This is a genomic window from Bifidobacterium pseudolongum subsp. globosum, assembly GCF_004155535.1.
Lineage (GTDB): Bacteria > Actinomycetota > Actinomycetes > Actinomycetales > Bifidobacteriaceae > Bifidobacterium > Bifidobacterium pseudolongum_C.
On sequence record NZ_RYUH01000011.1, the window covers coordinates 91,422 to 112,705 of the forward strand.

At 58.9% G+C, this 21,284-nt stretch carries 22 protein-coding genes; 12 read left to right on the forward strand and 10 right to left on the reverse strand.

The features are described from left to right. Positions 1 to 71 precede the first annotated feature (71 nt). From PG2093B_RS06330 to PG2093B_RS06340, 3 genes are read left to right on the forward strand one after another with little or no spacing between them, the layout of a single operon-like run. Complete coding sequence (locus tag PG2093B_RS06330; protein ID WP_129897770.1) at positions 72 to 1,604, forward strand: UDP-N-acetylmuramoyl-L-alanyl-D-glutamate--2,6-diaminopimelate ligase; 1,533 nt, start codon at positions 72 to 74, stop codon at positions 1,602 to 1,604. A 17-nt stretch (positions 1,605 to 1,621) separates the two neighbouring features. After that, entirely contained in the window at positions 1,622 to 2,707 is a 1,086-nt protein-coding gene (locus PG2093B_RS06335; protein WP_129897771.1) for a lipid II:glycine glycyltransferase FemX, read from the forward strand. 4 nt (positions 2,708 to 2,711) lie between these two features. Next, complete coding sequence (locus PG2093B_RS06340; RefSeq protein WP_129897772.1) at positions 2,712 to 3,170, forward strand: hypothetical protein; 459 nt, start codon at positions 2,712 to 2,714, stop codon at positions 3,168 to 3,170. 65 nt (positions 3,171 to 3,235) lie between these two features. On the opposite strand, the gene PG2093B_RS06345 is transcribed toward PG2093B_RS06340, so the two are convergent. Next, positions 3,236 to 4,783 carry a bifunctional folylpolyglutamate synthase/dihydrofolate synthase gene (locus tag PG2093B_RS06345; protein WP_129897773.1) on the reverse strand — a complete coding sequence of 516 codons (1,548 nt, stop codon included), beginning with the start codon at positions 4,781 to 4,783 and terminating at the stop codon, positions 3,236 to 3,238. Between the two features lie 110 nt (positions 4,784 to 4,893). On the opposite strand from PG2093B_RS06345, the gene PG2093B_RS06350 reads away from it, so the two are divergent. Continuing rightward, positions 4,894 to 5,247, forward strand: a complete 354-nt coding sequence (locus PG2093B_RS06350) for a response regulator transcription factor (protein WP_129897774.1) — start codon at positions 4,894 to 4,896, stop codon at positions 5,245 to 5,247. A gap of 192 nt (positions 5,248 to 5,439) precedes the next feature. Here the strand turns inward: PG2093B_RS06350 and PG2093B_RS06355 are convergent, their stop codons facing one another. From PG2093B_RS06355 to PG2093B_RS06390, 8 genes are all read right to left on the reverse strand, one after another. Then, the gene (locus tag PG2093B_RS06355) at positions 5,440 to 6,030 is read right to left on the reverse strand and encodes a hypothetical protein (protein WP_129897775.1); all 591 of its coding nucleotides are present in this window, start codon (positions 6,028 to 6,030) and stop codon (positions 5,440 to 5,442) included. Positions 6,031 to 6,091: 61 nt separating this feature from the next. After that, a complete protein-coding gene (locus tag PG2093B_RS06360; RefSeq protein WP_129897776.1) occupies positions 6,092 to 6,349 on the reverse strand; it encodes a hypothetical protein in 258 nt (85 codons plus the stop codon). A 216-nt stretch (positions 6,350 to 6,565) separates the two neighbouring features. Then, positions 6,566 to 7,777 (reverse strand): hypothetical protein, encoded by a 1,212-nt coding sequence (locus tag PG2093B_RS06365; protein ID WP_129897777.1) that lies wholly within the window; start codon positions 7,775 to 7,777, stop codon positions 6,566 to 6,568. 242 nt (positions 7,778 to 8,019) lie between these two features. Then, complete coding sequence (locus PG2093B_RS06370) at positions 8,020 to 8,499, reverse strand: hypothetical protein (RefSeq protein ID WP_129897778.1); 480 nt, start codon at positions 8,497 to 8,499, stop codon at positions 8,020 to 8,022. Between the two features lie 14 nt (positions 8,500 to 8,513). Further along, positions 8,514 to 9,134, reverse strand: a complete 621-nt coding sequence (locus PG2093B_RS06375) for a hypothetical protein (protein ID WP_129897779.1) — start codon at positions 9,132 to 9,134, stop codon at positions 8,514 to 8,516. Between the two features lie 130 nt (positions 9,135 to 9,264). Next, the gene (locus PG2093B_RS06380) at positions 9,265 to 9,831 is read right to left on the reverse strand and encodes a GNAT family N-acetyltransferase (protein ID WP_129897780.1); all 567 of its coding nucleotides are present in this window, start codon (positions 9,829 to 9,831) and stop codon (positions 9,265 to 9,267) included. A 72-nt stretch (positions 9,832 to 9,903) separates the two neighbouring features. After that, positions 9,904 to 10,320: a HepT-like ribonuclease domain-containing protein gene (locus PG2093B_RS06385; RefSeq protein ID WP_165369728.1), complete on the reverse strand. Its 417-nt coding sequence runs from the start codon at positions 10,318 to 10,320 to the stop codon at positions 9,904 to 9,906. 17 nt (positions 10,321 to 10,337) lie between these two features. Next, positions 10,338 to 10,670 carry a nucleotidyltransferase family protein gene (locus PG2093B_RS06390; RefSeq protein ID WP_129897782.1) on the reverse strand — a complete coding sequence of 111 codons (333 nt, stop codon included), beginning with the start codon at positions 10,668 to 10,670 and terminating at the stop codon, positions 10,338 to 10,340. A gap of 179 nt (positions 10,671 to 10,849) precedes the next feature. Between PG2093B_RS06390 and PG2093B_RS06395 the strand changes: the two genes are divergently transcribed. From PG2093B_RS06395 to dtd, 7 genes are all read left to right on the forward strand, one after another. Continuing rightward, positions 10,850 to 12,433 (forward strand): aminopeptidase P family protein, encoded by a 1,584-nt coding sequence (locus PG2093B_RS06395; RefSeq protein WP_129897783.1) that lies wholly within the window; start codon positions 10,850 to 10,852, stop codon positions 12,431 to 12,433. Next, complete coding sequence (locus PG2093B_RS06400; protein WP_129897784.1) at positions 12,430 to 12,957, forward strand: NUDIX hydrolase; 528 nt, start codon at positions 12,430 to 12,432, stop codon at positions 12,955 to 12,957. Before PG2093B_RS06395 ends, PG2093B_RS06400 begins: the two co-directional genes overlap by 4 nt. Positions 12,958 to 13,126: 169 nt before the next feature. Further along, complete coding sequence (locus PG2093B_RS06405) at positions 13,127 to 13,816, forward strand: NAD(P)H-binding protein (protein WP_129897785.1); 690 nt, start codon at positions 13,127 to 13,129, stop codon at positions 13,814 to 13,816. 215 nt (positions 13,817 to 14,031) lie between these two features. Next, positions 14,032 to 15,240, forward strand: coding sequence for an ATP-binding protein (locus PG2093B_RS06410; RefSeq protein ID WP_129897786.1), 1,209 nt, complete (start codon positions 14,032 to 14,034; stop codon positions 15,238 to 15,240). Positions 15,241 to 15,360: 120 nt separating this feature from the next. Then, positions 15,361 to 16,608 carry an ROK family protein gene (locus tag PG2093B_RS06415; protein WP_129897787.1) on the forward strand — a complete coding sequence of 416 codons (1,248 nt, stop codon included), beginning with the start codon at positions 15,361 to 15,363 and terminating at the stop codon, positions 16,606 to 16,608. Between the two features lie 5 nt (positions 16,609 to 16,613). Then, entirely contained in the window at positions 16,614 to 17,510 is an 897-nt protein-coding gene (locus tag PG2093B_RS06420) for a carbohydrate kinase family protein (protein WP_022858004.1), read from the forward strand. A gap of 26 nt (positions 17,511 to 17,536) precedes the next feature. Next, the gene (gene dtd / locus PG2093B_RS06425) at positions 17,537 to 18,016 is read left to right on the forward strand and encodes a D-aminoacyl-tRNA deacylase (protein WP_129897788.1); all 480 of its coding nucleotides are present in this window, start codon (positions 17,537 to 17,539) and stop codon (positions 18,014 to 18,016) included. Between the two features lie 6 nt (positions 18,017 to 18,022). Here the strand turns inward: dtd and PG2093B_RS06430 are convergent, their stop codons facing one another. Next, on the reverse strand, positions 18,023 to 20,047 hold the full coding sequence (locus PG2093B_RS06430; protein ID WP_165369729.1) for a M13 family metallopeptidase: 2,025 nt from the start codon (positions 20,045 to 20,047) through the stop codon (positions 18,023 to 18,025). 254 nt (positions 20,048 to 20,301) lie between these two features. On the opposite strand from PG2093B_RS06430, the gene PG2093B_RS06435 reads away from it, so the two are divergent. After that, positions 20,302 to 20,730, forward strand: a complete 429-nt coding sequence (locus PG2093B_RS06435) for a PH domain-containing protein (RefSeq protein ID WP_129897790.1) — start codon at positions 20,302 to 20,304, stop codon at positions 20,728 to 20,730. Positions 20,731 to 21,284 lie beyond the last annotated feature (554 nt).

A 21,284-nucleotide genomic window follows, 5' to 3' on the forward strand; every position in this document is an offset into this window, starting at 1 on the left:
GGAGCGGCGCCGGGCACTTCATTGCCACGCGTTAGAATGCATACGCTACGGAAATCCAAGGAGATCATGGCATGACGTTGACATTGCAATCGGCCGCAACACTGCTGAACGAGCATCATCTGCTCAGGGAGATCATCACCCCGGACCAATGGACGATGAACCCGGCCACCGTGGAGGGCTCCGGCAAGGAGTTCACCGCGATCACCTACAGCACCCAGCACATCGTCAACGGTGCGATCATGTGCTGCAAGGGCCGGTTCAAACCCAAATACCTCAAGCACGCCGACGAGCTGGGCATGGCCGCCTACGTGGCCGAGCACGATTACAGTGACCACACGCAGGCCCCCGGACTCATCGTCAACAACGCGAGCCAAGCGCTGAGCCTGCTCGCCCAGGCCTTCTACGACTATCCGCAGGACGAGCTCACGCTCATCGGCATCACCGGCACGAAAGGCAAGACCACAACCGCCTACCTGACGCACGCCATCCTCAACGCCGTCTCGGGCGGCAAGGCCGCGCTGTTCTCTTCGGTCGACAACTGCCTCGACGGCGAGCACTACCACGAGTCCGACCTGACCACCCCGGAGTCGCTCGACGCGATCCGCATGATGCGCGAAGCGGTCTCGTACGGCATGCAGTACCTGGTGATGGAAGTCTCGTCGCAGGCGTACAAAGTCAACCGCGTCTACGGCCTCAACTTCGACGCCGCCGCGTTTCTCAACATCTCCCCCGACCACATCAGCCCCATCGAACACCCCACATTCGAGGATTACCTGTACTGCAAACGCCGCATCGTCGCCAACGCCGACGCACTCGTGCTCGGTGTGCCCGGCGACTTCGCGCCGCTCATCGAACAGGACGCCGCACTCGCGCAGATCCCCGTCACCACATTCTCACTGACCGACCCGGCCGCCGATGTCACCGCCACGCCGACGAACGCGCAGCACACCGCGTTCGCCATGCGCGCAGGCGGCCAGCCGCTCGGCGACCTTTCGCTCGCGATCAACGGCGATTTCAACTATGCGAACGCCGCCGCCGCGATCGCGATCGCACACGCCGTGGGCGTCGACGTTTCCGACCCGCGCGTGCTCGAATCCATGCACGATGTGCGCATCTCGGGACGCATGGAAGAGACGCGCGACCCACATTCGAACACCCTCGCGATCGTCGATTACGCGCACAACTACGCGTCGGTGAACGCACTGCTCGACTACGTGGAGCAGCGGTACGGAAGCGAACACCCGCACATCACACTCGTCACCGGATCGGCCGGCAACAAGGCGATCGACCGGCGCAAGGAAATCATCGAAGCCGCGCAACACCGCGTGCAGACGATCATCCTCACGCAGGAGGACTCCGACACCGAGCCGTTCGAAGACATCTGCGCGCAGATGTACGACTACGTGACCGACCCGCATGTGGAGCGCATCATCGAACTCGACCGCCCCACCGCGGTGCGGATGGCGGTCGACGCGGCGCGCGCACGCGACGGCTTCGACGTGCTGCTAATCATCGGCAAAGGCGACGAACAATGGATCAAGGTGCTCAACAAACACGTGCCATACGAAGGCGATGAACAGATCATCCGCCGACTCTTCGCGTGACAACCGGAAGGAACATGATGATTACGATTGAACGCGTGACGCCGCAGACGCTTGAGAAGGAAGCGGCGGCCAACGGCATCGACCTGCCGATCGAACAGACCGCCGTATGGGCCGATTTCCAGTCCGGTGTGGCTGGACGCGCACCGTGGGGCAGCCTGCTCATCCGAGACAACGACGCGCTTGTGGCGGTCATCTCACTGATCGACATGGAGACGCACGGCTACCACTACCTGCGCTCCGTGCACGGTCCGGCGTGGAAGACCAAGCCGAGCGAGGCACAGGAGCAGGCGGTGCTCCAAGCGCTCGCCGACTTTGTGAAGCTGCACGACAAGCATGTGGCGTTCCTGCGCATCGACACGTGGACGGACAAAGGCACCTACCCCGTGCTGTCCACGGTGCCCTACAACGAAACCGTGGTGCTCGACATCACCGGCGGCGACGAAGCGCTGCTCGCACGTATGAAGAAGCGCGGCAGGCGCGATGTGCGCAAGGCGTTGCGCGAAAGCCCGGCCGAGGTCGCGGATGAGACCACGCAGGCCACGCAGGACTTCACCGATTATTACGCGGTGATGGTGGAGACCGCCAAGCGCGATGGCTTCACCGCCGCCCCCATGAGCGATTACACCGATATGATCAAGGCGCTTGGGCCAGATCATTGCCGTGTGTTCGCCGCGCGCATCGACGGCAAGGTCGTGGCATGGACCATCGTGACGACCCACGGCAAGACCGCCGTGTACTACTACGCGTCTATGCTCACCTCGGTGCGCCGCCAGCATGTACCGGACAAACTGCTCTACTTCGCGGCCTGCACCTTGGGCCAGGAGGGGTACGAGAAGCTTGACCTCATGGGCATCGGCAACGATTTCGCGCCTTCACTCAAATCGCTCAACGACTTCAAGACGAAATTCGCCCCCGACACCGTGACGATCGCCGCCGGGCGTGACATCCCCATCAAGAAGGGGTTCTACCGGATGCTGCGCATGGTGCAGAACGTGCGTCACGCGCTCAAGCCGAAGAAGAAGGCAAAGGTGAAAGCCAAGCCGCAGAATGCTCCGGCCAAGCCGACTCCTGCCAAGGAGCAGCCGGCGTCCACCGCCAAGTAGACCAATGCCGCCACTTCCCGTGGCGGCATTGTTTTTGGCCATTTTCCAAGCGCGACACTTCAATGAAACACACAACATCGCACGCCTGCTCACCTATACCGATCCACTGAGCGACAATGGCGGTGAGTCACGTGCCCGTGCCGTGATGATCGCCGGCGGCTACATGCTGCCCCACTTGCAATATCCATTTCCAAATCCGGACAATCCCGAATTCCCCTTGCGTGTCGACTTCATCTGGTTTCTTCCAGGGGATGTCACGGTCGTGGGCGAATACGACGGCATGGCGAAGTACGGGAATACGTGGACCGAGGTGAACACGCATGTCACCAAGCAGTGCAAACGCGATGGGTATCTGCGTAAACGCGGTGTCACCACGATTGTGCACTTCAGTTTCGATGATGTCATCCACCGCGAACTGCTGTACAGGAAGCTTGATGACGCGGGTATTCCACGCATGCATTGACGATGAACGACTGCGTCCCAGTGGCTGTTGGTGTCTAGCCTCTAGCCACGGAAGGACGCTATCGGCTACTCCGCGGTGTCGTCATCGGCGCCGAGGATGCTGTTGACGTCGAAGACATCGAAATCGGTGTCCGCATCCGACTCGTATTCGAGCTCCGCCTCGTCCTCCACAGCAGAGTCCGCGCGCGCTTCCGGCGTCACCACCGGCTGATGCACGCGCTCGGCCTTGCTCAGCTTCAGATCGGGGTGGATCGATTCCTTAAGCAGCATGCGCGCGTCACCGGCGGTCACGAAGCTGCCGCAGATCAGCACACCGTGCCCGTAGCCGACGCCGAGCTCGTCTTCGGCATCCACACGGTTCACCGCCTCCTGGATTGCTTCGGGCAGGTCCGGGATGCACGTCACGCGCTCCGCTCCGAACACCTCGCGCGCGATGGCCGCCAGCTGTTCCGCAGGCATCACGCGGTCCTTCCACGAATTCTCGGTGACGATGATCTCACTGACAATCGGCTCGAGCACGCCCAGATACTCCTCGACCTGCTTGTCCTCCATCATCGCGACGACGGCGACGAGCTGCGTGAAGTCGTAGTTCTCCTCGATCGCCGCGCGCAACGCCTCGGCCGCGTTGACGTTGTGCCCGCCGTCGATGATGATCGTCGGCGAGTTCCTTACCTGTTCGATGCGCCCAGGAATCTTGACCGAGCTCAGCGCCTCGCCGACGATGTCGCCGTCGAGCGGGCCGGTCACCGGAATGACAACCTCCGCCGCACACAGTGCCGCGAGCGCGTTGTGCGCCTGATGCTCGCCGAATTTGTCGAGCGGCACGTCCGCGTAGGTGCCGTTCGGTGTGCGCAGTGTCACCATCTGCCCGCCCACGGCCGGCATGCGCGCCACGACTTCCGCCTCCACCCCATCGCGCACAAGCGTCGCGTGGTTTTCAGCCGCAGCCTGCTCGATGATCGGCATGACCTCGTCCTCATGCGGCTGCCTGCCGATGACCGCCGTGCAGCCGGGCTTGATGATGCCGACCTTCTCCGCGGCGATCTGCTCGACCGTGTCGCCGAGCCATGCCATGTGATCCATGTCGATCGGTCCGATGACGGCGGCGTCCGCGTCGAGCACGTTCGTCGCGTCCCAGCGGCCGCCCATACCGACTTCGACGATCGCGACGTCGACCGGCGCGTCCGCGAACTTCCAGATGGCCATCGCGGTGAGCACCTCGAAGAAGCTCATGCGCGGCGCGCCTTCTGCGTCCATCTTCGCGTCGACGAGCGCGACGAAGTCCTTCACCTGGTCCCACAATTCCACAAAATCGTCGTCGGACAGGCGCTGCCCGTCGATCGCGATGCGCTCGTTCACATGCTCAAGATGCGGCGATGTGTACAGTCCCGTGCGCATGCCGTATGCGCGGCAGATCGCCTCGGCCATGCGCGCCGTCGAGCCTTTGCCGTTGGTGCCGGTGATGTGGATGATGCGGAACGAATCCTGCGGGTCGCCAAGTAGGTCGAGGATCATCTTCATCCGCTTGAGATCGAGGTTCGTCGTGTTCCGTTCGCTTGGACGGCCCATGATGTCACGTTCGACGTCGTGGATGGTGGGTTGTGCATCTGCCATGAAAACCTCGGTTTGTTTGAAATACGTGAACCGTGTCCATTCTATGCGCACATTCGACTGCTCGCCGCCCGCGCAAACTATTGTGGAGGGCGAAGGAAAAAGAGGGGGCAATGGCGATGTACAACAGGGCGCTGGAACCAAAGGACTACACACTTGGCATTGTGGACAACGACCCGCTCGTGCTCGAGCTGCTCACACACTATTTCGTAGCATCCCATGCCCCTCTGCACAACGAATCGCTAACCCGCTGGTACCAGCAGTCCGCGCAAGTTAATCCGCTCTCCCCGAGAGAGTTGCAGGCGCTCGACTATTATTCGCAAGGTAAGACCACACTGTTCATCGCGCACAAGATGAACGTGGGTGAATCGAGTGTGAAAACCTTCGTGAAACGCGCGTGCAAAAAACTGAATGTGCGTTCACGTACCGAGGCGATTGTGTCGTGCGTACGCAACAACTGGATATAGAGCCGTCCGGCTCACGGGATCCATCGTATGCATCGGTGAACTGGAACAATCCAGGAATTACCAACAGCATCCCAAACGAGTTCACATGCAATCATCTCGTTTTCGTATATATATTTTATTTCGACTGTCCTAAATAAAAGATGGTTTCGCGATCACCACTAAAAGGGCGGTCGCGAAACCATCGATTTCAGTTCATTCTTCCTTTACTGCACCTTCAGGAAGTTCTCCAAGACTAGAAGTGGACGCATTGTCGAATGTGGGATCTTTCCGCGTTGGCGGATTGCCGTAATACGTAGGATAGTCAAAGTGGACTCGGTAACCTTCCGCAAATAACGACCAACTAATCTTCTTACCAAGAGTACGAATGCTGTCCGCCAGATTCTTTGGCATATTTATGCTACCCGCACTGACTTTCTCACTGTCCGGAGCGACCGAGTTCCATATTTGGGAGGCAAAGGAAGAGCAGTTATTCAGAGGACTCCAAGAAGTGTGCGACGCTATGTTTTCATTGACGATATCTAGATCCACCTGTCGCAGAGGCCGCTGGATAGAGACAGACTGGCTCCAAGTTGTACCACGCGACTGCGCATAGCCTTCCGCGTTATACCAAAGCCCACGAGGATCAGTATTACCCCACGTGCCTACGGTTATCGCCTTATTGTCAGCCACCGTCAATCCGCCAATCTTCAATGGAGATCCATTAAGATTAGTGATGGAGATCCCGGCATGCCCAAAGTTGCCTCCCGAAGAAGAGCTGCTATCACCCAAAGCATAGATATGCATCACTGCTGCGCTCAGTGCGGGGCGTCGGCTCACAACGGTTTTTCTTCATCATAAAGTCCTTTCAGGGTTTAAGCAGCTGCAAGCCAACGCCTGCGACGATAACTGCAATCAGGTAGAACACGCACCGTATCCACACAATCGACGTGCCAATGCTCTCTTCGATATGAGTGCTGAAATACCTGTAGTCCATGTATGTTTTCACGGCACCAAACAACAGAATCCCAACGATCACCATGATTTGAGCCAGCGTCAATAGCCACCCATAGCTCGACAGGAGTTCCGCACGCGAAACCGGATGCACGATTTCATCCACAGTCATCACCACCTTTTCTTTTTCAACTTTTATTTCCTACACATCTACGATAAATAGGAATAAATATCATGTCTAGCTAGCCATGTCCCCCAAATGGTCAGTTTTCGAATCTGTTCGAGTCTGATAAACATATGCGCGAGAAGCAGCTAGTCAAACGATTTCAAAACTCAAAACACACCAACACATCATCCATCGCACTTGCCCGGACCCTACGGCGCGGCATCAATCCCAGCTCATCGTCGGATTCGCGGCGAACACAGTCGGGTGAAGCTCTTTGCGATTACTTAGTAAATCGTTGAGCGCACCTTGCGCAGTGATTGTGTACATGAGTTTCCAGTCGGTTTTGCGGTATACGAATATCTTCGCAGTGTCTTTAGTATCGCCGTTAGGGGTGAAGATCAGATATGCATAATCATCGGATCCCACGATGCCGTAGCTCGCTGCGCCTGCATCGAAAACCTGCGGAGATTCCGCGGACTTAGTGATTTTCGAGGCGTGCATGTCAATGAACTCGACATCGCCGCCCTCGGTCATTGCAATCATTTCCCCAGTGCCAGTCGTCAGAGTTGCACCGTATGTGAAACTCACCTCACCACCGTATAATTGCGGCTTGCCGCTTGCCGAAGTTATGATCTGCTGTGTGAAATCGTGCGTGTTCACATTCCACTTGAGCAGGGTGAGCGTCTGAGAACCATAGCCGTCGCCCTTGGCTCCATCACGTACACCGCCGAAAAACACGAGTTCGTCGTTCACACATGGCACGGCGCCCGAAGCGAGCGCCGCAGTGAACCGTTGGCCCACGGGTTGCGTATCCACCTTTCGCATGCCTTCTGTCTCGCTCACTGAATACAGCACATGGTATCCTTCGTCTCTGGCGACAACGAAGGTTCCGCACGAGCATTGCGCGACAACATCAGGCAATGCCGCGGGTTTCATGACCACTTGCCGTGGCTGTGGCGTGAACCACTGCGTCTGCATCATGGTGCTGCGCTCAACGTCCGAGTACGGCGCCTGATACATCGCCATCATTGCACCATCACCAACCGGCACCATCTGCCAACCCGGAACATTAGGATTCGCGCGATCACTCACATATCCTTGCCCAAGGGTCGTGGCGATAAAGAAATTATGGTCTTTGTCATCAAAGAACAAACCAGCGCGATTCCAAGCCATGTTCTGCGGTGTCGACGTGGTGGTATCGATGTATTCGGCAGTCCCGTCCTTGTGCACGAGCGCCACCATCGCGCTTTTCGCTTCCGTAAACTTCTGCGCTGACGGATTGAGGCCGACCGCCAAGACCACATCTGCCAGATTCACTCGCACAGGCTCTGTTTTCTGTACGCCACACGCACCGATAAGCAAACACACGCACGCGATTGCCGTGGCCTGCGCGACAAATCTGCGAATCATTCGAAATCTCTTCTGCCAAAACATATTGACTCTCCCCGTGCGCCAAACTGCTCTATCATTCCATCGTAGGTCGTACGAATCGAGAATCCAGCCAGAGCTGTCCCCCAAACGGTCAGTGACGCGCTTCATACGCGTCGCACGTGCTGTGGTAAGGCATCGGCGGGATATCCAGTCTGGCACTCATACCGGCGTACAGCCCCAACGTCGACGCCCCACGAATCAGGATTCGGTGGAACAGATACCCATGACATGATGAGATGGAGGACTCAGCCGTTGCCCCTATCCTGCAGCTCCCATGCCTTTGTGCCGTCGGCCTGTGGCAGCAGCATGAATTCCTCCTCGTGGTCCTCGTCGTCCACAGGGTCGCGGCAGGTCATGTCGACGAACAATACAGCCGCGCCGTCGCGCCCATGTTCCCCGATAGCTCTTCCGAGTGCAGAACCATGTCCTTTCGCATCGGCATCGATCTCCATATCGACGATCTTCTCGCTCTGCCGTTCGTCATACTTGACCTTGTCGACGCTGCAGTTCTTCATACCCGCGTTCACTCTGTACGACGCCTGCACAAGGTCATCCAGTTGCGCATCCGCGAATTTCGAGGATGCGGAGATCTCGACCTTCGTATGCGACGTGTCAAGTGGTTTCGGCCACAGCCACCACACGCCCACCACAACCGCGGCTACTACGACCACCGCGACGATTGCTCTTGTCAGCCGCTTCCACGAATGTGCGCTATGCGATTCCATCAATCAACCACCCCTCACTCATCGTGCACAGTGATGCCGTCATCCACAATCGGAGCTGGCGAATCCGATTCGTCGATGCGGTACGCAATCTCCGCCTTCGTACCATTCTCCGGAGTGATTGTGACGACACTCGTGTCGGCTCCGATGCCGGTCACGCCCATGTCCGCGATGCCCGCGTTCATGTACCGCGTGTCACTGTACGGTCGGCAATCGAGATGCTGCCTGCTCAATTGCACACCAAACCGCCATTCGACGTTCGCACCGCCCTCGCCCGTACACATCGCGATGAGCGTGTACGACTTGTCCGCGCGGAAATCGAGTTTCGTCTCGTTCTGCATCGTCTGCATCACATGTGCGCCGTTCACATCCAGATAACTTGGCGCAGGCCCCGCGGATTCGATCATCGTCCCATCCACCGTGAAGTTCCTCAGCTCGTCCTGCAGCCGCTTGACCTGATAGTCGGGCAGCACATGGTATCCATTATCCGCATTCGAGGTTGCCGTTTCCGCACTGCTCGACAGCGGAGAGGACGACGCCGGAGCGTTCGCTGCATCACGCGCTCCCCCGCATGCACAACATGCGCCAATCATCACAATCGACAATGCAACGGCGCTGATGATACGATATTTCCCCATCGCAATCACCTTCTCATGGTGTTGACGTTTGCAGATACCCCCTACGAATATCTTCTTCCATTATTTCTCTCGCGCACGCACGACGCAACCCGACACACGGTACTGTTCACATTGTTGCGCCGCCATCCCTTCAGCCGCGCAGCATCTGCCAATAATCGTAGTAGTGCGTGCCGTCGTGCCCGATGAGCGACTGGCGTTTCGCGACGTATCCCGCATCCGCGAGTGCCGCGCGGCGTTCGACCGCGTAAAGTGGCGCCTTCGTCGCGATCTTCGAGCAGTCGAACCATATCATGAACGGCACCGAGACGAGATTGAGGATGTCTTCGATGACATCGGCCCGTTCGCACTTCGCGCCCAGGTCGATGCGCAGGATACCGCAGTCGTCGTAGTAATCGTCAGCTTCTCGCCTGAACATTTCCAGCGTGCCGATCACGTCGCCGGTTTCCACGGATTCCACTGCGAAACGGACGAACGCGCGGTTCTCATGGTATTCGATGAGCCAATACTTGATGCTCTCCTGCACGTCGTGCAATGTGCGGCAGTAGAAATTCGCGCCGTGGCAATTGTCGCTGTTGAAGAACGGGAGCGCGAGCCTGTCGCCATACACGGCGAGCAGGTCCTCGGCGTCCCTGGGTTCGATCAGTCGGATGCGGTAAGCGTCGTCGCACAGTTCCGGGCAGCTGTCATAGATATCCATGTTTCAATCCTATCCTTCGGAGCACCGGTGACGCGCTTAAGCCTTCCAATGCTCTCTCTGCGTTGATAGGGCCTAGTTTTCCTCCGACGGCAAAGGAGTCGTTATGTCATCCAACTTGGCGACAGGCCCAAAATCCACAGAGTCTTCTTCAAGGAGAGACTCGATCAACTCAACCAATGCGGGGGTGTCATTTACAACCGAACCGTACAGAATACGTAGGTCCACCTCGTCATATTTATGCACTAGCCAATCTCGCGTACCTGCAATCTCACGCCAATCAACAGAGCTCTCATCTGACCTGAATTCCCGAGAGAGTCCTTTCACGTGTTCCCCGACTTGAGCAATGGCCATCGCGACTGCGAACTGGGTTTGCACATGCGATTCATCGGAGAATTCATCGAAGGTCATCTCTCCTATGAACGAAGATGCGAGATTCAGATATCTCAGCATGGCCGCCAAATGCACGGCGTCTTTTTCACCCCGACTCATGCTCTGCCATCGCCTCTTCATAGGATCTTATAAACGGGATGCTGTTGCAGATTATGCATGAACGCTCGTCGGATACGCTCCGAATCCCTGTCTTTTTTGGGCTCATCGAGATATTCTTTGCGGACCAGATCCACAGGCCTACCCAGAGACTCACTCAGTCTTTTTCGAAAATCGATGACCGTCCGATACTGCTCTGGAGCATATGGCAGATTGTAGATGAAATCGACGTCGGACTGTTCGGTTTGCGTGCCCTGAGCCATCGAACCGAACAGATACAGCTCCTTGATTCCAAATTCCTGTGCGATGGGAACCGCAATGGTCGCAATCTTGTGTGGTGTGAGATGCTCCATGCCTTCTCCTTTCACGCATACCAGCCTTTATTTTATCATCAGCCAGCATGGATCCAATAAAGATATTCGGAACCGCAGATTTGCGTACTTCCACACGCTCCGCGAACACGTTCGCTGTGGCGACTACGATGTTGGGCGACAGTCACCGCATTCCACAGGCAGATGAAGAAAGGGCAGGCATGAGCGACGTGATCACCGAACAGGACAAGGAATACGAGGCCCGCGAAGAGGCGGCAGCCCCCGGGGACGAGCAGCCGATGGGCGACCGCGTGAACAACCGCTCGCTGCGCCCGCGTTCCGACGCATTCGTGGACTTCATGAGCAGCGGCTGGGACGACAACGAACCCGCGATCGAGCGTCTGGAATCCGCGGAATTCACCCCCGCACGCCTGCAGGCGCTGAGCGAGGCGTTCCCGGGCGAGCGGCTCGTGATCCCCGCCGGCCAGCCGAAGGTGCGCAACAATGACTGCGACTATGCGTTCCGCCCGGATTCCGCGTTCTCGTATTACACCGGACTCGGCCAGGACTATGAGGCGGGCGCCGTGCTCGTGCTTGACCCGAACGCGGACGGCACGCACACGCCGATGCTGTTCGTCGCCCCGCGCGCCGACCACTACACGCAGGACTTCTTCAAGGACCCGCACTACGGCGAATACTGGGTGGGCCCGCGCGCGGGATTGAAGGAGCTCGAGGCGATGACTGGCATCGAGACGCACGACATCGCCCAGCTCGCCGACATGCTCGGCAAGAACGTGGGCACCGAACCCGGCGCCGTGCAGTTGCGCGTGATCAGCGCGACCGATCCCCAGATCACTGCGCTGGTGCAGGAACTGCGCGCCGAGCACGGATTCCCGGATGAGGCGAACAACACCGTGCACGACGACAAACTGCACGAATTCGCGTCCGAAGCGCGCATGGAGAAAGACGGTTTCGAGGTGCGCGAAATCCGCCGCGCCGTCGACGCGACGAAGCACGGCTTCGACAACATCTTGCGCAAACTGCCAAGCGCGCTGGGCAAGCCGCGTTCCGAACGCATCCTCGAAGGCGCGTTCAACGCGATCTCGCGCGAGGAAGGCAATGAGGTCGGCTACGATACAATCATCGCGTCCGGCGCACATGCACCGATCCTGCACTGGATCCGCAATACCGGCACGGTGAACGCGGGTGAGCTCCTGCTCATCGACGCCGGCGTGGAGGTCGATTCGCTGTACACCGCCGACATCACGCGCACGTTCCCGACGAACGGCAAGTTCACCGACTTCCAGAAGAAGCTCTACCAGGCGGTGCTCGACTCGCAGCAGGCCGGGTTCGAAGCGGCCAAGCCGGGCGCGACCTACTCCGACATCCACCATGCGTGCATGCGTGTGATCGCCGAGCGCCTGCACGACTGGGGCATCCTGCCGGTCGACGTCGAGGAGAGCCTCTCACCCGAAGGCCAGCAGCACCGCCGTTGGCTCGCGTGCGGCGTCGCGCACCATCTGGGACTCGACGTGCACGACTGCGCGCAGGCGCGGTACGAGTCGTACCAAGGCGCGAAGATCACGCCGGGCATGGTGTTCACGATCGAACCGGGGCTCTACTTCCGCGAGGACGACCTGATGGTCCCGCCGGAGTACCGCGGCATCGGCATCCGCATCGAAGACGATGTGTTGATGACCGAGGATGGCCCTGAATGGATCTCCGCCGGCATCCCGAAGCAGATCGACGACGTGGAGGCATGGATGGCGCAGATGGCGGCCGAAGGTGAAAGGATCGCACGATGAGCACACCGGAATTCATTCTCGAACTGCGCGAGCGCATCGACCATATGCCGTTGTGGCTCATCGGCGTGACCGGCTACGTGCGCCGCGACGACGGGCTGATTCTGCTCGAACAGCGCGCCGACAACGGTAAGTGGACGCTCGTGACCGGCATCAACGAGCCCGGTGAGGAGCCCGCGGACACCGTGGCGCGCGAGGCCAAGGAGGAGACGGGCGTCGACGTCATCGTCACCGACCTCGTGAACGTCAAATCCGACCATGAGATCAAGACCTACCTCAATGGCGACCAGACGTGGTACATGGACCACCTGTTCCTGTGCGAGGTCGCGCCGAACGGCAACAGCGAGCCGGTCATCGGCGACGACGAAAGCACATCGGTCGGCTGGTTCTCGCTCGACGCGCTGCCCGAGCCACTCGCGGAAAGCTCGCGCGAGCGCATCGGCTACGTGCAGCAGTTCCTGAAGCACCGCGCTCAGGGCGATGCACGGGCGCAGTTCGCGTTCGACGGGGTCATCGAGCACCTGTGAACACATGACGGTTGTGCGCGCATCGGCAATAGACGATGCGCGCACAACTGTATTCCCACGTTTTACCAAGAGCTAGTTCTATCAACGCACAGGTTCGCGCGCTTAAGATGAGCCTCAGATCAGCGGAGACACCGCACACGCCCATGTGCGTGAATGATCAGAGGTGAATATGACTGCTATTACGATTCTTGGAGCGAACGGCCGCATCGCGCGCATCGCCGAAGGCATGCTGCTCGAACACAACGACATCAAGCTCACACTGTTTGTGCACCATGACAACGAATTGAGCGAGGACATCCGCAACAACGCGAACGTGACCATCGTCAAGGGCGATGCGAAGAATCCGGACGACGTGCTTGCGGCGATCGAAGGCGCCGACGAGGTGTACGCCAATCTGGCGGCCACGCAAGACAGCAGCGCCGACATCATCCCGATGGCCAAGGCCGTGGTGGACATGATGGACAAGGCCGGCATCAAGCGCTTGGTCTGGATTTCGTCGCTGGGCATCTACAACGAGGTGCCCGGTGAGTTCGGCGCATGGAACGCGAACATCCTGGGCGACTATCTGGTGAATTACCGCAAGGCGGTCGATGTGATCGAGGCGAGCGACCTCGACTACACGATCATCCGCCCGGCTTGGCTCACCGATAAGGACGAGGTGGACTTCGAAATCACCGAGAAGGGCGAACTCTTCCGCGGCACCGAGGTTTCGCGCAAGTCCGTGGCGAGCGAAGTGGTGAAACTGCTGCTCAACCCGGACGAGGAAGTGCGCGCCTCGATCGGCCTCGACAAGCCCGGCACCGACGGCGACAAGCCGGAATGGTACCGCTCCGCCTCCACCGAGCATCTTTCGGAGTGATCGAAGACCCCTGCATGCAGAGGTCAGCAACATGAAAGGTGGTTTGCGCGCCCAGTCCGCGCAAACCACCTTTCATATGTGCACTGCCGTCAGTTGGACTCAATGGCTGTTCCATCGAACGCGTCAACCACTACACGTCACTATTAAGCACTATTCCAAACTATATACATCTATAATGTTCTATTAACACGTACAGTCACCGCGAAAGGGAACCAATGGATGACGAACTGGCAGTGACCGGAGCACTCAACCCCTTTTCCCCGGGGGCCGGCCGTCCACCGAAGGAGCTGGTGGGCCGTACGCAGGAACTCGATGCGATGCGCACCATCATCCTACGCACCGCAGCAGGCTATACGAATCGCGGCTTGATTTTCAGCGGACTGCGCGGTGTGGGCAAAACCGTATTGCTCCACCGCATGATGCAGATGGCCAAACAGGCCGGCCTCATGACTTTCCGACTGGAACCCTCAGGTTCATATGACCATGATGTGGCAGCACTGACAAAAGATATGGAGCGTTCCATACGGCGCTACCGTCGCGCACACTTCCAACAACGTGCGAAAGATGTTGTCGAACGCGTGCAATCGCTCAATATTCAGACTCCCCTTGCCGGCGCAGAGATTACTCTGCACGCCCCTACACCTACAGACAGCGCACTGGAATTGGAAATCGCCGTAGAGGACCTTTCCGAAATACTCGCGGAGGAGCATTCAGGCCTGTTCCTGTTCCTCGATGAATTTCAGGAAATGGACACGCGTCTCATGGGCACGCTTATCGGCCTGCAGCACCGGCTTGGTCAGGATATGCTCCCGTTCTACATTATCGGCACTGGTCTACCGAACCTGCCCGGCGTGCTCACCGCATCCCGCTCATATGCAGAGCGCCTGTTCGAATACCACGAAATCGGCGGTCTTTCCGACGCGACGGTCGCACGATGCCTTCAGGAGACCGTCGAGCAATCCGGTCAACGGTTCACCGAAGAAGCACTCAATCGGCTTGTACTGGATGCGCAGGGCTATCCTTACTATCTCCAAGCTTATGGAGAAGCGGCATTCAACGAGACGACTTCGAATCCCATTCCTTTGGACGCGGTGCTCGCCGGCGAACCGCAGGCCTTGCGCATACTCGACAATGGCCTGTATGACTCTCGTTGGCAACGTTCCACGCAGCTTGGACGACAATACATGCACGCGATGGCATCGTTGAACACCGACACATGCGACACCGCCGCCATCGCCGATGCGCTGCACCGTAAAGCTCACGATCTCACCAGCGTGCGTAAGAACCTTATCGAACTTGGACTGATCTACGCTCCTGAACGAGGCAAGGTGGCATTCACGATCCCCGGCATGGCCGACTACATCCAACGCACCAATCCCGCGGATACACTGCCCTACGACGCCAAGAATGGCGTATCACATTAGACAGGTCCCTCCTTTCGGCCCCTCACATCTCGGCGTGTCGTGTTGCATTATTGATTAACGGAGTTAATATATAAACATCGTTAACACAGAGATGTGCACAGAGACACCGAAGGAGGTGCCATGACCACGCAGTCCGCAGGCGACCAGCAGAACCTTTCGGAATACAACCGTTCGCGCACACTGCAATACCTGTACCACCATGGCATCGCCTCACGCGCGCAGATCGCGCAGGCGTTGCACCTCACCCCCGCCGCATTGAGCAAGATCAGCAACCATTTGCTCTCCAGCGGCGCGATCGTCGAAACGGGGACGCTCGAAGGCAAAGGCAACCGCCGGTCGATCGGACTGGCGGTCAACACCGGGCAATACCGCGTGCTCGGCGTCAAATTCGCGCGCAGCCTCATCCAGATCGGCCTGTTCGATCTGGCCGGCAGCGCACAAGCCGTATGGGTGGACCAAGCGACCGACTACCTCACCCCTGCCGAGGCGGTCGACGCCGTGAGGGGGCACATCCGCTCGATCATGCGGCAGCTCACGAACATCGTGGCGATCGGCATGGCCGTGCCCGGACCGTACTTGCGCAGCGTCGGCCACACGGCGGTCGTCTCGTCGATGCGGCAATGGCGCGAAGTCAATTTCAAAGCCGAGTTCGAGCACGCGTTTGGCATCCCGGTGATCATCGAGCAGGACGCGCGCGCCGGCGCCTTGGCCCAGTATCTCTTCGACCCACAACCACACAACGAGAACCTCGCCTACTACCTGCTCGGCGAAGGCATCGGCCTCGGCGTGATCGACCATGGGGCCGTGATCAACGGCGCGCTCGGCACGGCCACCGAAATCGGCCATGTGAGCATCGACGTGCACGGCATACCATGCGACTGCGGCAATGTCGGCTGTCTGGAACGGTACTGCTCGGCCGTCGCGATCCACGACCTGCTCAACGAAGACGGCACGATCGTGCCCGATTCGCCCACGCTCACCCACCACGAAGCGTGCATCGCACTGTTCGAACTCGCCGAGCGCGGCGACGCACGCGCGCAGGAACTCGTCAGGCACATCGGCACCTACGTGGGCTACGGCTGCGTGACGATCTGCAACGCGTTCAACCCCTCGCGCATCGTCATCGGCGACATCGTGGCCGAAGCGGGCGAACCGCTGCTCGACCGCGTCCGCGAGGTCGTGCGGGAACGGGTGCTGCCTGAGCTCGTGGAATCGACCGCGATCGAACTGTCGACGCTGCCGACCGACGCCGCGGTGACCGGCGCCGCCGCCGTGGCGATCATGTACATCCTGGACCACCCCTCGCGGTTCTTCACCCCACAGACTGTGCACAACGCAACAACCAACCACAACAACCAAGAAAGGTGACCACCATGACCAAGCCAATCGTCGTCTCGCTCGGAGAACTCCTGTGGGACATGCTCCCCTCCGGAAAACGCGCAGGCGGTGCGCCCGTCAACTTCGCCTACCATTCGATGATGAACGGCGCCGAAAGCTACTCGATCAGTGCCGTGGGCGAAGACGAGCTCGGTGATGAGCTCGCGATGGCCACCGAAAAGGCCGGCATCCACACGGTGCTGCAGCGCAATGCGTGGCCCACCGGCACCGTGGAAGTCGCGCTGCGCAACGGCATTCCGGAATACACGATCGTGCCGAACGTGGCATGGGACCACATCCTGTACACGCACCAACTCATCGACATCGTGCAGCAGGCCGACGCCGTGAGCTTCGGCACGCTCGCGCTGCGCTCCCCCGAGTCGCATGAGACGATCATCGAGCTGCTCAAGCACACGAAGCCGGAGGCGCTGCGCTTCTTCGACATCAACCTGCGCGGTGACATGTATTCGAAGGAACTCATCGAAGAGATGCTCGGCTACGCCAACGTGTTCAAGATCAACGACGAAGAACTGCTGCTCCTGCGCGGCATGTTTGGCATCGAGAACACCTCGGACGACGAGGCGTGCCGCTGGTTCATCGAACAGTACGACCTGCGTTACCTGATCCTGACGGGCGGCGCCACGTTCTCCACGATCATGTCGAACGACGGCGAGATCTCCACGCTGAACACCCCGCACGTCGAGGTCGTCGACACCGTGGGCGCCGGCGACTCGTTCTCCGGCACGTTCACCGGCCGTCTGCTGTGCGGCGATTCGCTGGGCCTGGCCCACCGCGCCGCCGTGAACACCGCCGCCTTTGTGTGCACGCAGAACGGCGCATGGCCCACCTATCCGGACCAGATGCCCGATTACCTCGCCGAAGCCGGCATGTGACCCACTCTGGCCCTACCATAGGTGCCATGAGAATCGTATTGCAGAAAGTCAGCCAGGCCAGTGTGGACGTCGCGGATGAACGGACGGGCGAACCCGACCCCTCATTCGAACCGCAGTCCATTGGCCCCGGATTCGTGTTGCTCGTCGGGTTCGGCGAACACGACGAGCAACCGAATCTGGCCTGGCTCGCCTCAAAAATCGCCAAATTGCGCGTCTTCGCGGACGACAACGGCAAAATGAACCGCTCGATCCGCGACGTCGGGGGCGCCGTACTGTCCATTCCGCAGTTCACACTCTACGCGCAGGTGCGGCACGGCAACCGCCCGAGTTTTACCGGCGCGATGGAGCCGGCGCGCGCACGCGAACAGTGGCTGCGGTTCAACGACGCGTTGCGCGCCGAAGCACTGCCTGTATACACGGGCAGATTCGGCGCGCATATGCGTGTGTCGCTGACCAATGACGGACCGGTGACGATCCTGTTCGACAGCGACGAACTCGGTGTGTGACCACGCTCACCAGATGTGCGGTCGGTCTTCAGGCGCCACATACATGGCGTCCTGCTCGGTGATGCCGAAGGCGTCGTAGAAGTCATCGGTTGCGGAAAGCGCCGCGTTGACGCGCACCTTCCCCGGTGCGTGGGAGTCCGTGGTGACTAGGTTGGCCAGATATTCGTCACGCACCTCCTCCGCCCACAGGTTGGCATACGCCGCATAGACCTTCCGCAGGTCGAGGCCGCGCTGTTTGGCGACGGCGCTCACGCAGGCCAAGGCACCCAAATCGGCGATGTTCTCACCGAGGGTGAGCTGTCCATCGACCTGCATGCCGCGCACGCTCTGCGCCGAATAATACTCCACGACGCTTTGGCCCAGTTCCTCGAACTTCTTGGCGTCGTCCTGCGCCCACCAATTGCGCAGATTGCCGTTGGAGTCGTACTGCGACCCTGAGCTGTCGAACGCATGGGTGATCTCATGGGCGATAATCATGCCAATGCCACCCAGATTCTCCTCTTCGGTCGCGTCACCACTGTAGAACGGGCTATTCAGTATGCCAGCCAGCAATGTGATGTTGTTGCAGGACAAATCATAGAAGGCGTTGATGGTCTGCGGGGCGTCACTCCAGAGCGTTTTGTCGACCGGCTCGTCTTTTGTGGCGAACTCGTACTCACGCTCGGCCTGCTGCACAGCCAATACATTGTCAATGTAGAGGCCGCCTTCTTCGGGCATCTTCACCTCGATCTCATACTGGTCCTGCGGCCAAACGTCCGGTATACCAATCTGCGCCGTTATGGCGTCAAGCTTCGCCAGGGCCTCTTTCTTGGTGCTTGCACTCATCCATTCAAGGCCGTTGATGCGTTTGGCGTAGACGGTCAGGAAGTCATCCACCATCGACTGGATGTCCGCTTCCGCTTTGGGATCATAATATGCGTTGGCATACAACCGTCCACACTGGAACGGCACCCTGTTGTTGATCTGACCAGCCAGATTCTGCTCGAAGGACTTCTCCTCTTCCAACCCCAGCCGCTTGCGGTGGTTTTCCGAAACCTTGCGGAAGGCATCATAGGTGTTCATCGTGCTGAGGTCCGAGAACAGACAGGTCTTGATATAGTCCTTGACGAGCTGCGGATCCGCTTCGTTGAGGAACTTCGCCGCCGCCTTCCATAGTCCCTCATCCTCGATCACCACCGTGTCTTCGGGACCTACACCGTAGGCCTTGTAGACATGGTCCATCGGCACGGCCTCCCCATAGACGGCCTCCAGATCGGCCATGGCATGCACATTGTAGGTCTTCTCCGCGTTATACACATCGGCCTGATCCAGCGCGGAACCCGAAAGGTCACGCATGGCCTTGGTCACCGAAGACACCTTCGCCGCGGCCTCCTCGGCACTTGCACCGCTTTCGACCCACAGTTGCGCCATCAGTTCCTCATACAGCTTTACACGGGTCTTCGTCTCTTCGATCGAGGAATGCCATTCCTCTTTGGTGAGACCCAGATCCGCGGGAGCCAAGTAATGCACCTTGCGGCTGCCGTCCGCGGAGTCCGGCGCCAACCACATACCGAAGAACGAATAATAGCCATACATGCGGTTGAAATCGATGGATGCTTTGATGGCCTCGCGCGTGGTCCGCGCCGCATCGATCGCATCAATGAACCGCTGCGCTTTGCCGAACCCTCCGGCGTTGCGCGCCTCGATGTCGCTGCCGGTGGCCCACAGGGCGCCGACAACCGCGGTATCACGGTCATTGGTCGTACCAGCGGATTGTGCGGCATCCTTCATGATCTTGAGCAGCCGCTGGTTGTTTTCCAGTTCGAGCGTCATGAAATGGCCGATTGATGGATCAGAATCCGGAATCTCCCACTCATCGAATTGTGCCTTGTTCACCGCCTCATAGAAATCCGTCTTGTACCCCGGGTATTGCTCTTCCCAATTGACTGCGGCAGGCGCGGACTGCTGTTGCATGCCACATCCGGCGCCAATCACCAGCATGACCGCGGCCAAAGCGGACGCCACAGCCTTGTTCATCGTTGAAGTCGTCATGATGTTCGCTCCTTTCTCGCCACATGGCCGCAATAGCATCGACAGCGGCAGGAATAGAGCAACCAGCACCTACAGCGTGCACCATTGCCGGCCACATAGGCGTTATGCCCTTAGCGTAACATCTTTTCATGGTGACATTCCACTGACGCGCTGTACACATGGGTTCGGCAGCCAACGCTCTGCCACCCTGTCTGAACGGAACGGCAGCATAGATGCCGCAAACCATGTGTATCGGTTGAAAGAAGGAGAAAATCATGGGTTTGTTCAATGCCTTGGCAGGCAATCTGCAGCAGGTCAGCAACGAGCAGTTGATGCAGCAGTATGGGCCGTTCCTGTTCACCGGCGAGCAGATCACGAACGGGTACCAGCTGGTGCGTGACGCGGTGGTGTTCACGAACCTGCGCATCATCTTCGTGGACAAGCAGGGCGCCACGGGCGCGAAGGCCAGGTTCAAGACGATCCATCTCGATTCGATCGTCGATGTGGAGGCGGAGACCGCCGGCGCGATCGCGGACGACAGCGAAATCAACATCACCTACCTCAAGGATGTGTACCAGCGCAAGACCGGCAGCGAATCGTTCGGCGAGGTGAAGCTCGAGTTCCCCCGCAAGTTCGACATCGCCCCGATCTACCGTTACCTGGGCGAGCTGGCGCTGGCGAACCGCCACCGTATCAACGCGTAGCGGGCATGCCACGTTCCCCGCAGTCCCGGTTCGCCGGACTCCATCTTCGACGAACCAGACTTGCGCGGTTTCAGTCCCAGCCAAAACCAGGCGCAGAGAAGAACATACAGTGACGGAGCCTATACGATTCAGGGAGCGACACGCACTATAGGATGACAAACATCTATGTGATACTGACGAAAGTCATGCAGTACGCACTATAGGATGACAAAGCTCTAGAAGCCACCGAGGGAAGTCATGCGCGTGTGCCTTGACTGGCCGGTGACGATCCTGTCCGACAACGACGAACTGGGTATGCAGTCCACTGTCACCAACGAGCCCTAAACCAGTTCCCCCCTAAGTTCCCCCTTAACTCGTGGTTTTCCGGCTCATCAAGGAGCCCTGACGCCACTGATTCGATTGGCGCTCATTACCCCACAAAACGTTGGGGTTATACGCCAAAAGATGTGTCTCTAATCTGAGCTGAAGCCTTCTGCCGATTGGCGTGTCGGGGTGTTCATGATGTGTCCGGTCATTATGGCGCCTGGCCATTTCGTGTGTCCGAAATGATTCCC

Bases quoted from the DNA above. Each gene is read 5' to 3' on its own strand.
- PG2093B_RS06330 (WP_129897770.1), top strand. From the start codon at position 72: ATGACGTTGACATTGCAATCGGCCGCAACACTGCTGAACGAGCATCAT.
- PG2093B_RS06335 (WP_129897771.1), top strand. From the start codon at position 1,622: ATGATTACGATTGAACGCGTGACGCCGCAGACGCTTGAGAAGGAAGCG.
- PG2093B_RS06340 (WP_129897772.1), top strand. From the start codon at position 2,712: ATGCCGCCACTTCCCGTGGCGGCATTGTTTTTGGCCATTTTCCAAGCG.
- PG2093B_RS06345 (WP_129897773.1), bottom strand. From the start codon at position 4,783: ATGGCAGATGCACAACCCACCATCCACGACGTCGAACGTGACATCATG.
- PG2093B_RS06350 (WP_129897774.1), top strand. From the start codon at position 4,894: ATGGCGATGTACAACAGGGCGCTGGAACCAAAGGACTACACACTTGGC.
- PG2093B_RS06355 (WP_129897775.1), bottom strand. From the start codon at position 6,030: ATGCATATCTATGCTTTGGGTGATAGCAGCTCTTCTTCGGGAGGCAAC.
- PG2093B_RS06360 (WP_129897776.1), bottom strand. From the start codon at position 6,349: ATGACTGTGGATGAAATCGTGCATCCGGTTTCGCGTGCGGAACTCCTG.
- PG2093B_RS06365 (WP_129897777.1), bottom strand. From the start codon at position 7,777: ATGTTTTGGCAGAAGAGATTTCGAATGATTCGCAGATTTGTCGCGCAG.
- PG2093B_RS06370 (WP_129897778.1), bottom strand. From the start codon at position 8,499: ATGGAATCGCATAGCGCACATTCGTGGAAGCGGCTGACAAGAGCAATC.
- PG2093B_RS06375 (WP_129897779.1), bottom strand. From the start codon at position 9,134: ATGGGGAAATATCGTATCATCAGCGCCGTTGCATTGTCGATTGTGATG.
- PG2093B_RS06380 (WP_129897780.1), bottom strand. From the start codon at position 9,831: ATGGATATCTATGACAGCTGCCCGGAACTGTGCGACGACGCTTACCGC.
- PG2093B_RS06385 (WP_165369728.1), bottom strand. From the start codon at position 10,320: ATGAGTCGGGGTGAAAAAGACGCCGTGCATTTGGCGGCCATGCTGAGA.
- PG2093B_RS06390 (WP_129897782.1), bottom strand. From the start codon at position 10,670: ATGGAGCATCTCACACCACACAAGATTGCGACCATTGCGGTTCCCATC.
- PG2093B_RS06395 (WP_129897783.1), top strand. From the start codon at position 10,850: ATGAGCGACGTGATCACCGAACAGGACAAGGAATACGAGGCCCGCGAA.
- PG2093B_RS06400 (WP_129897784.1), top strand. From the start codon at position 12,430: ATGAGCACACCGGAATTCATTCTCGAACTGCGCGAGCGCATCGACCAT.
- PG2093B_RS06405 (WP_129897785.1), top strand. From the start codon at position 13,127: ATGACTGCTATTACGATTCTTGGAGCGAACGGCCGCATCGCGCGCATC.
- PG2093B_RS06410 (WP_129897786.1), top strand. From the start codon at position 14,032: ATGGATGACGAACTGGCAGTGACCGGAGCACTCAACCCCTTTTCCCCG.
- PG2093B_RS06415 (WP_129897787.1), top strand. From the start codon at position 15,361: ATGACCACGCAGTCCGCAGGCGACCAGCAGAACCTTTCGGAATACAAC.
- PG2093B_RS06420 (WP_022858004.1), top strand. From the start codon at position 16,614: ATGACCAAGCCAATCGTCGTCTCGCTCGGAGAACTCCTGTGGGACATG.
- dtd (WP_129897788.1), top strand. From the start codon at position 17,537: ATGAGAATCGTATTGCAGAAAGTCAGCCAGGCCAGTGTGGACGTCGCG.
- PG2093B_RS06430 (WP_165369729.1), bottom strand. From the start codon at position 20,047: ATGACGACTTCAACGATGAACAAGGCTGTGGCGTCCGCTTTGGCCGCG.
- PG2093B_RS06435 (WP_129897790.1), top strand. From the start codon at position 20,302: ATGGGTTTGTTCAATGCCTTGGCAGGCAATCTGCAGCAGGTCAGCAAC.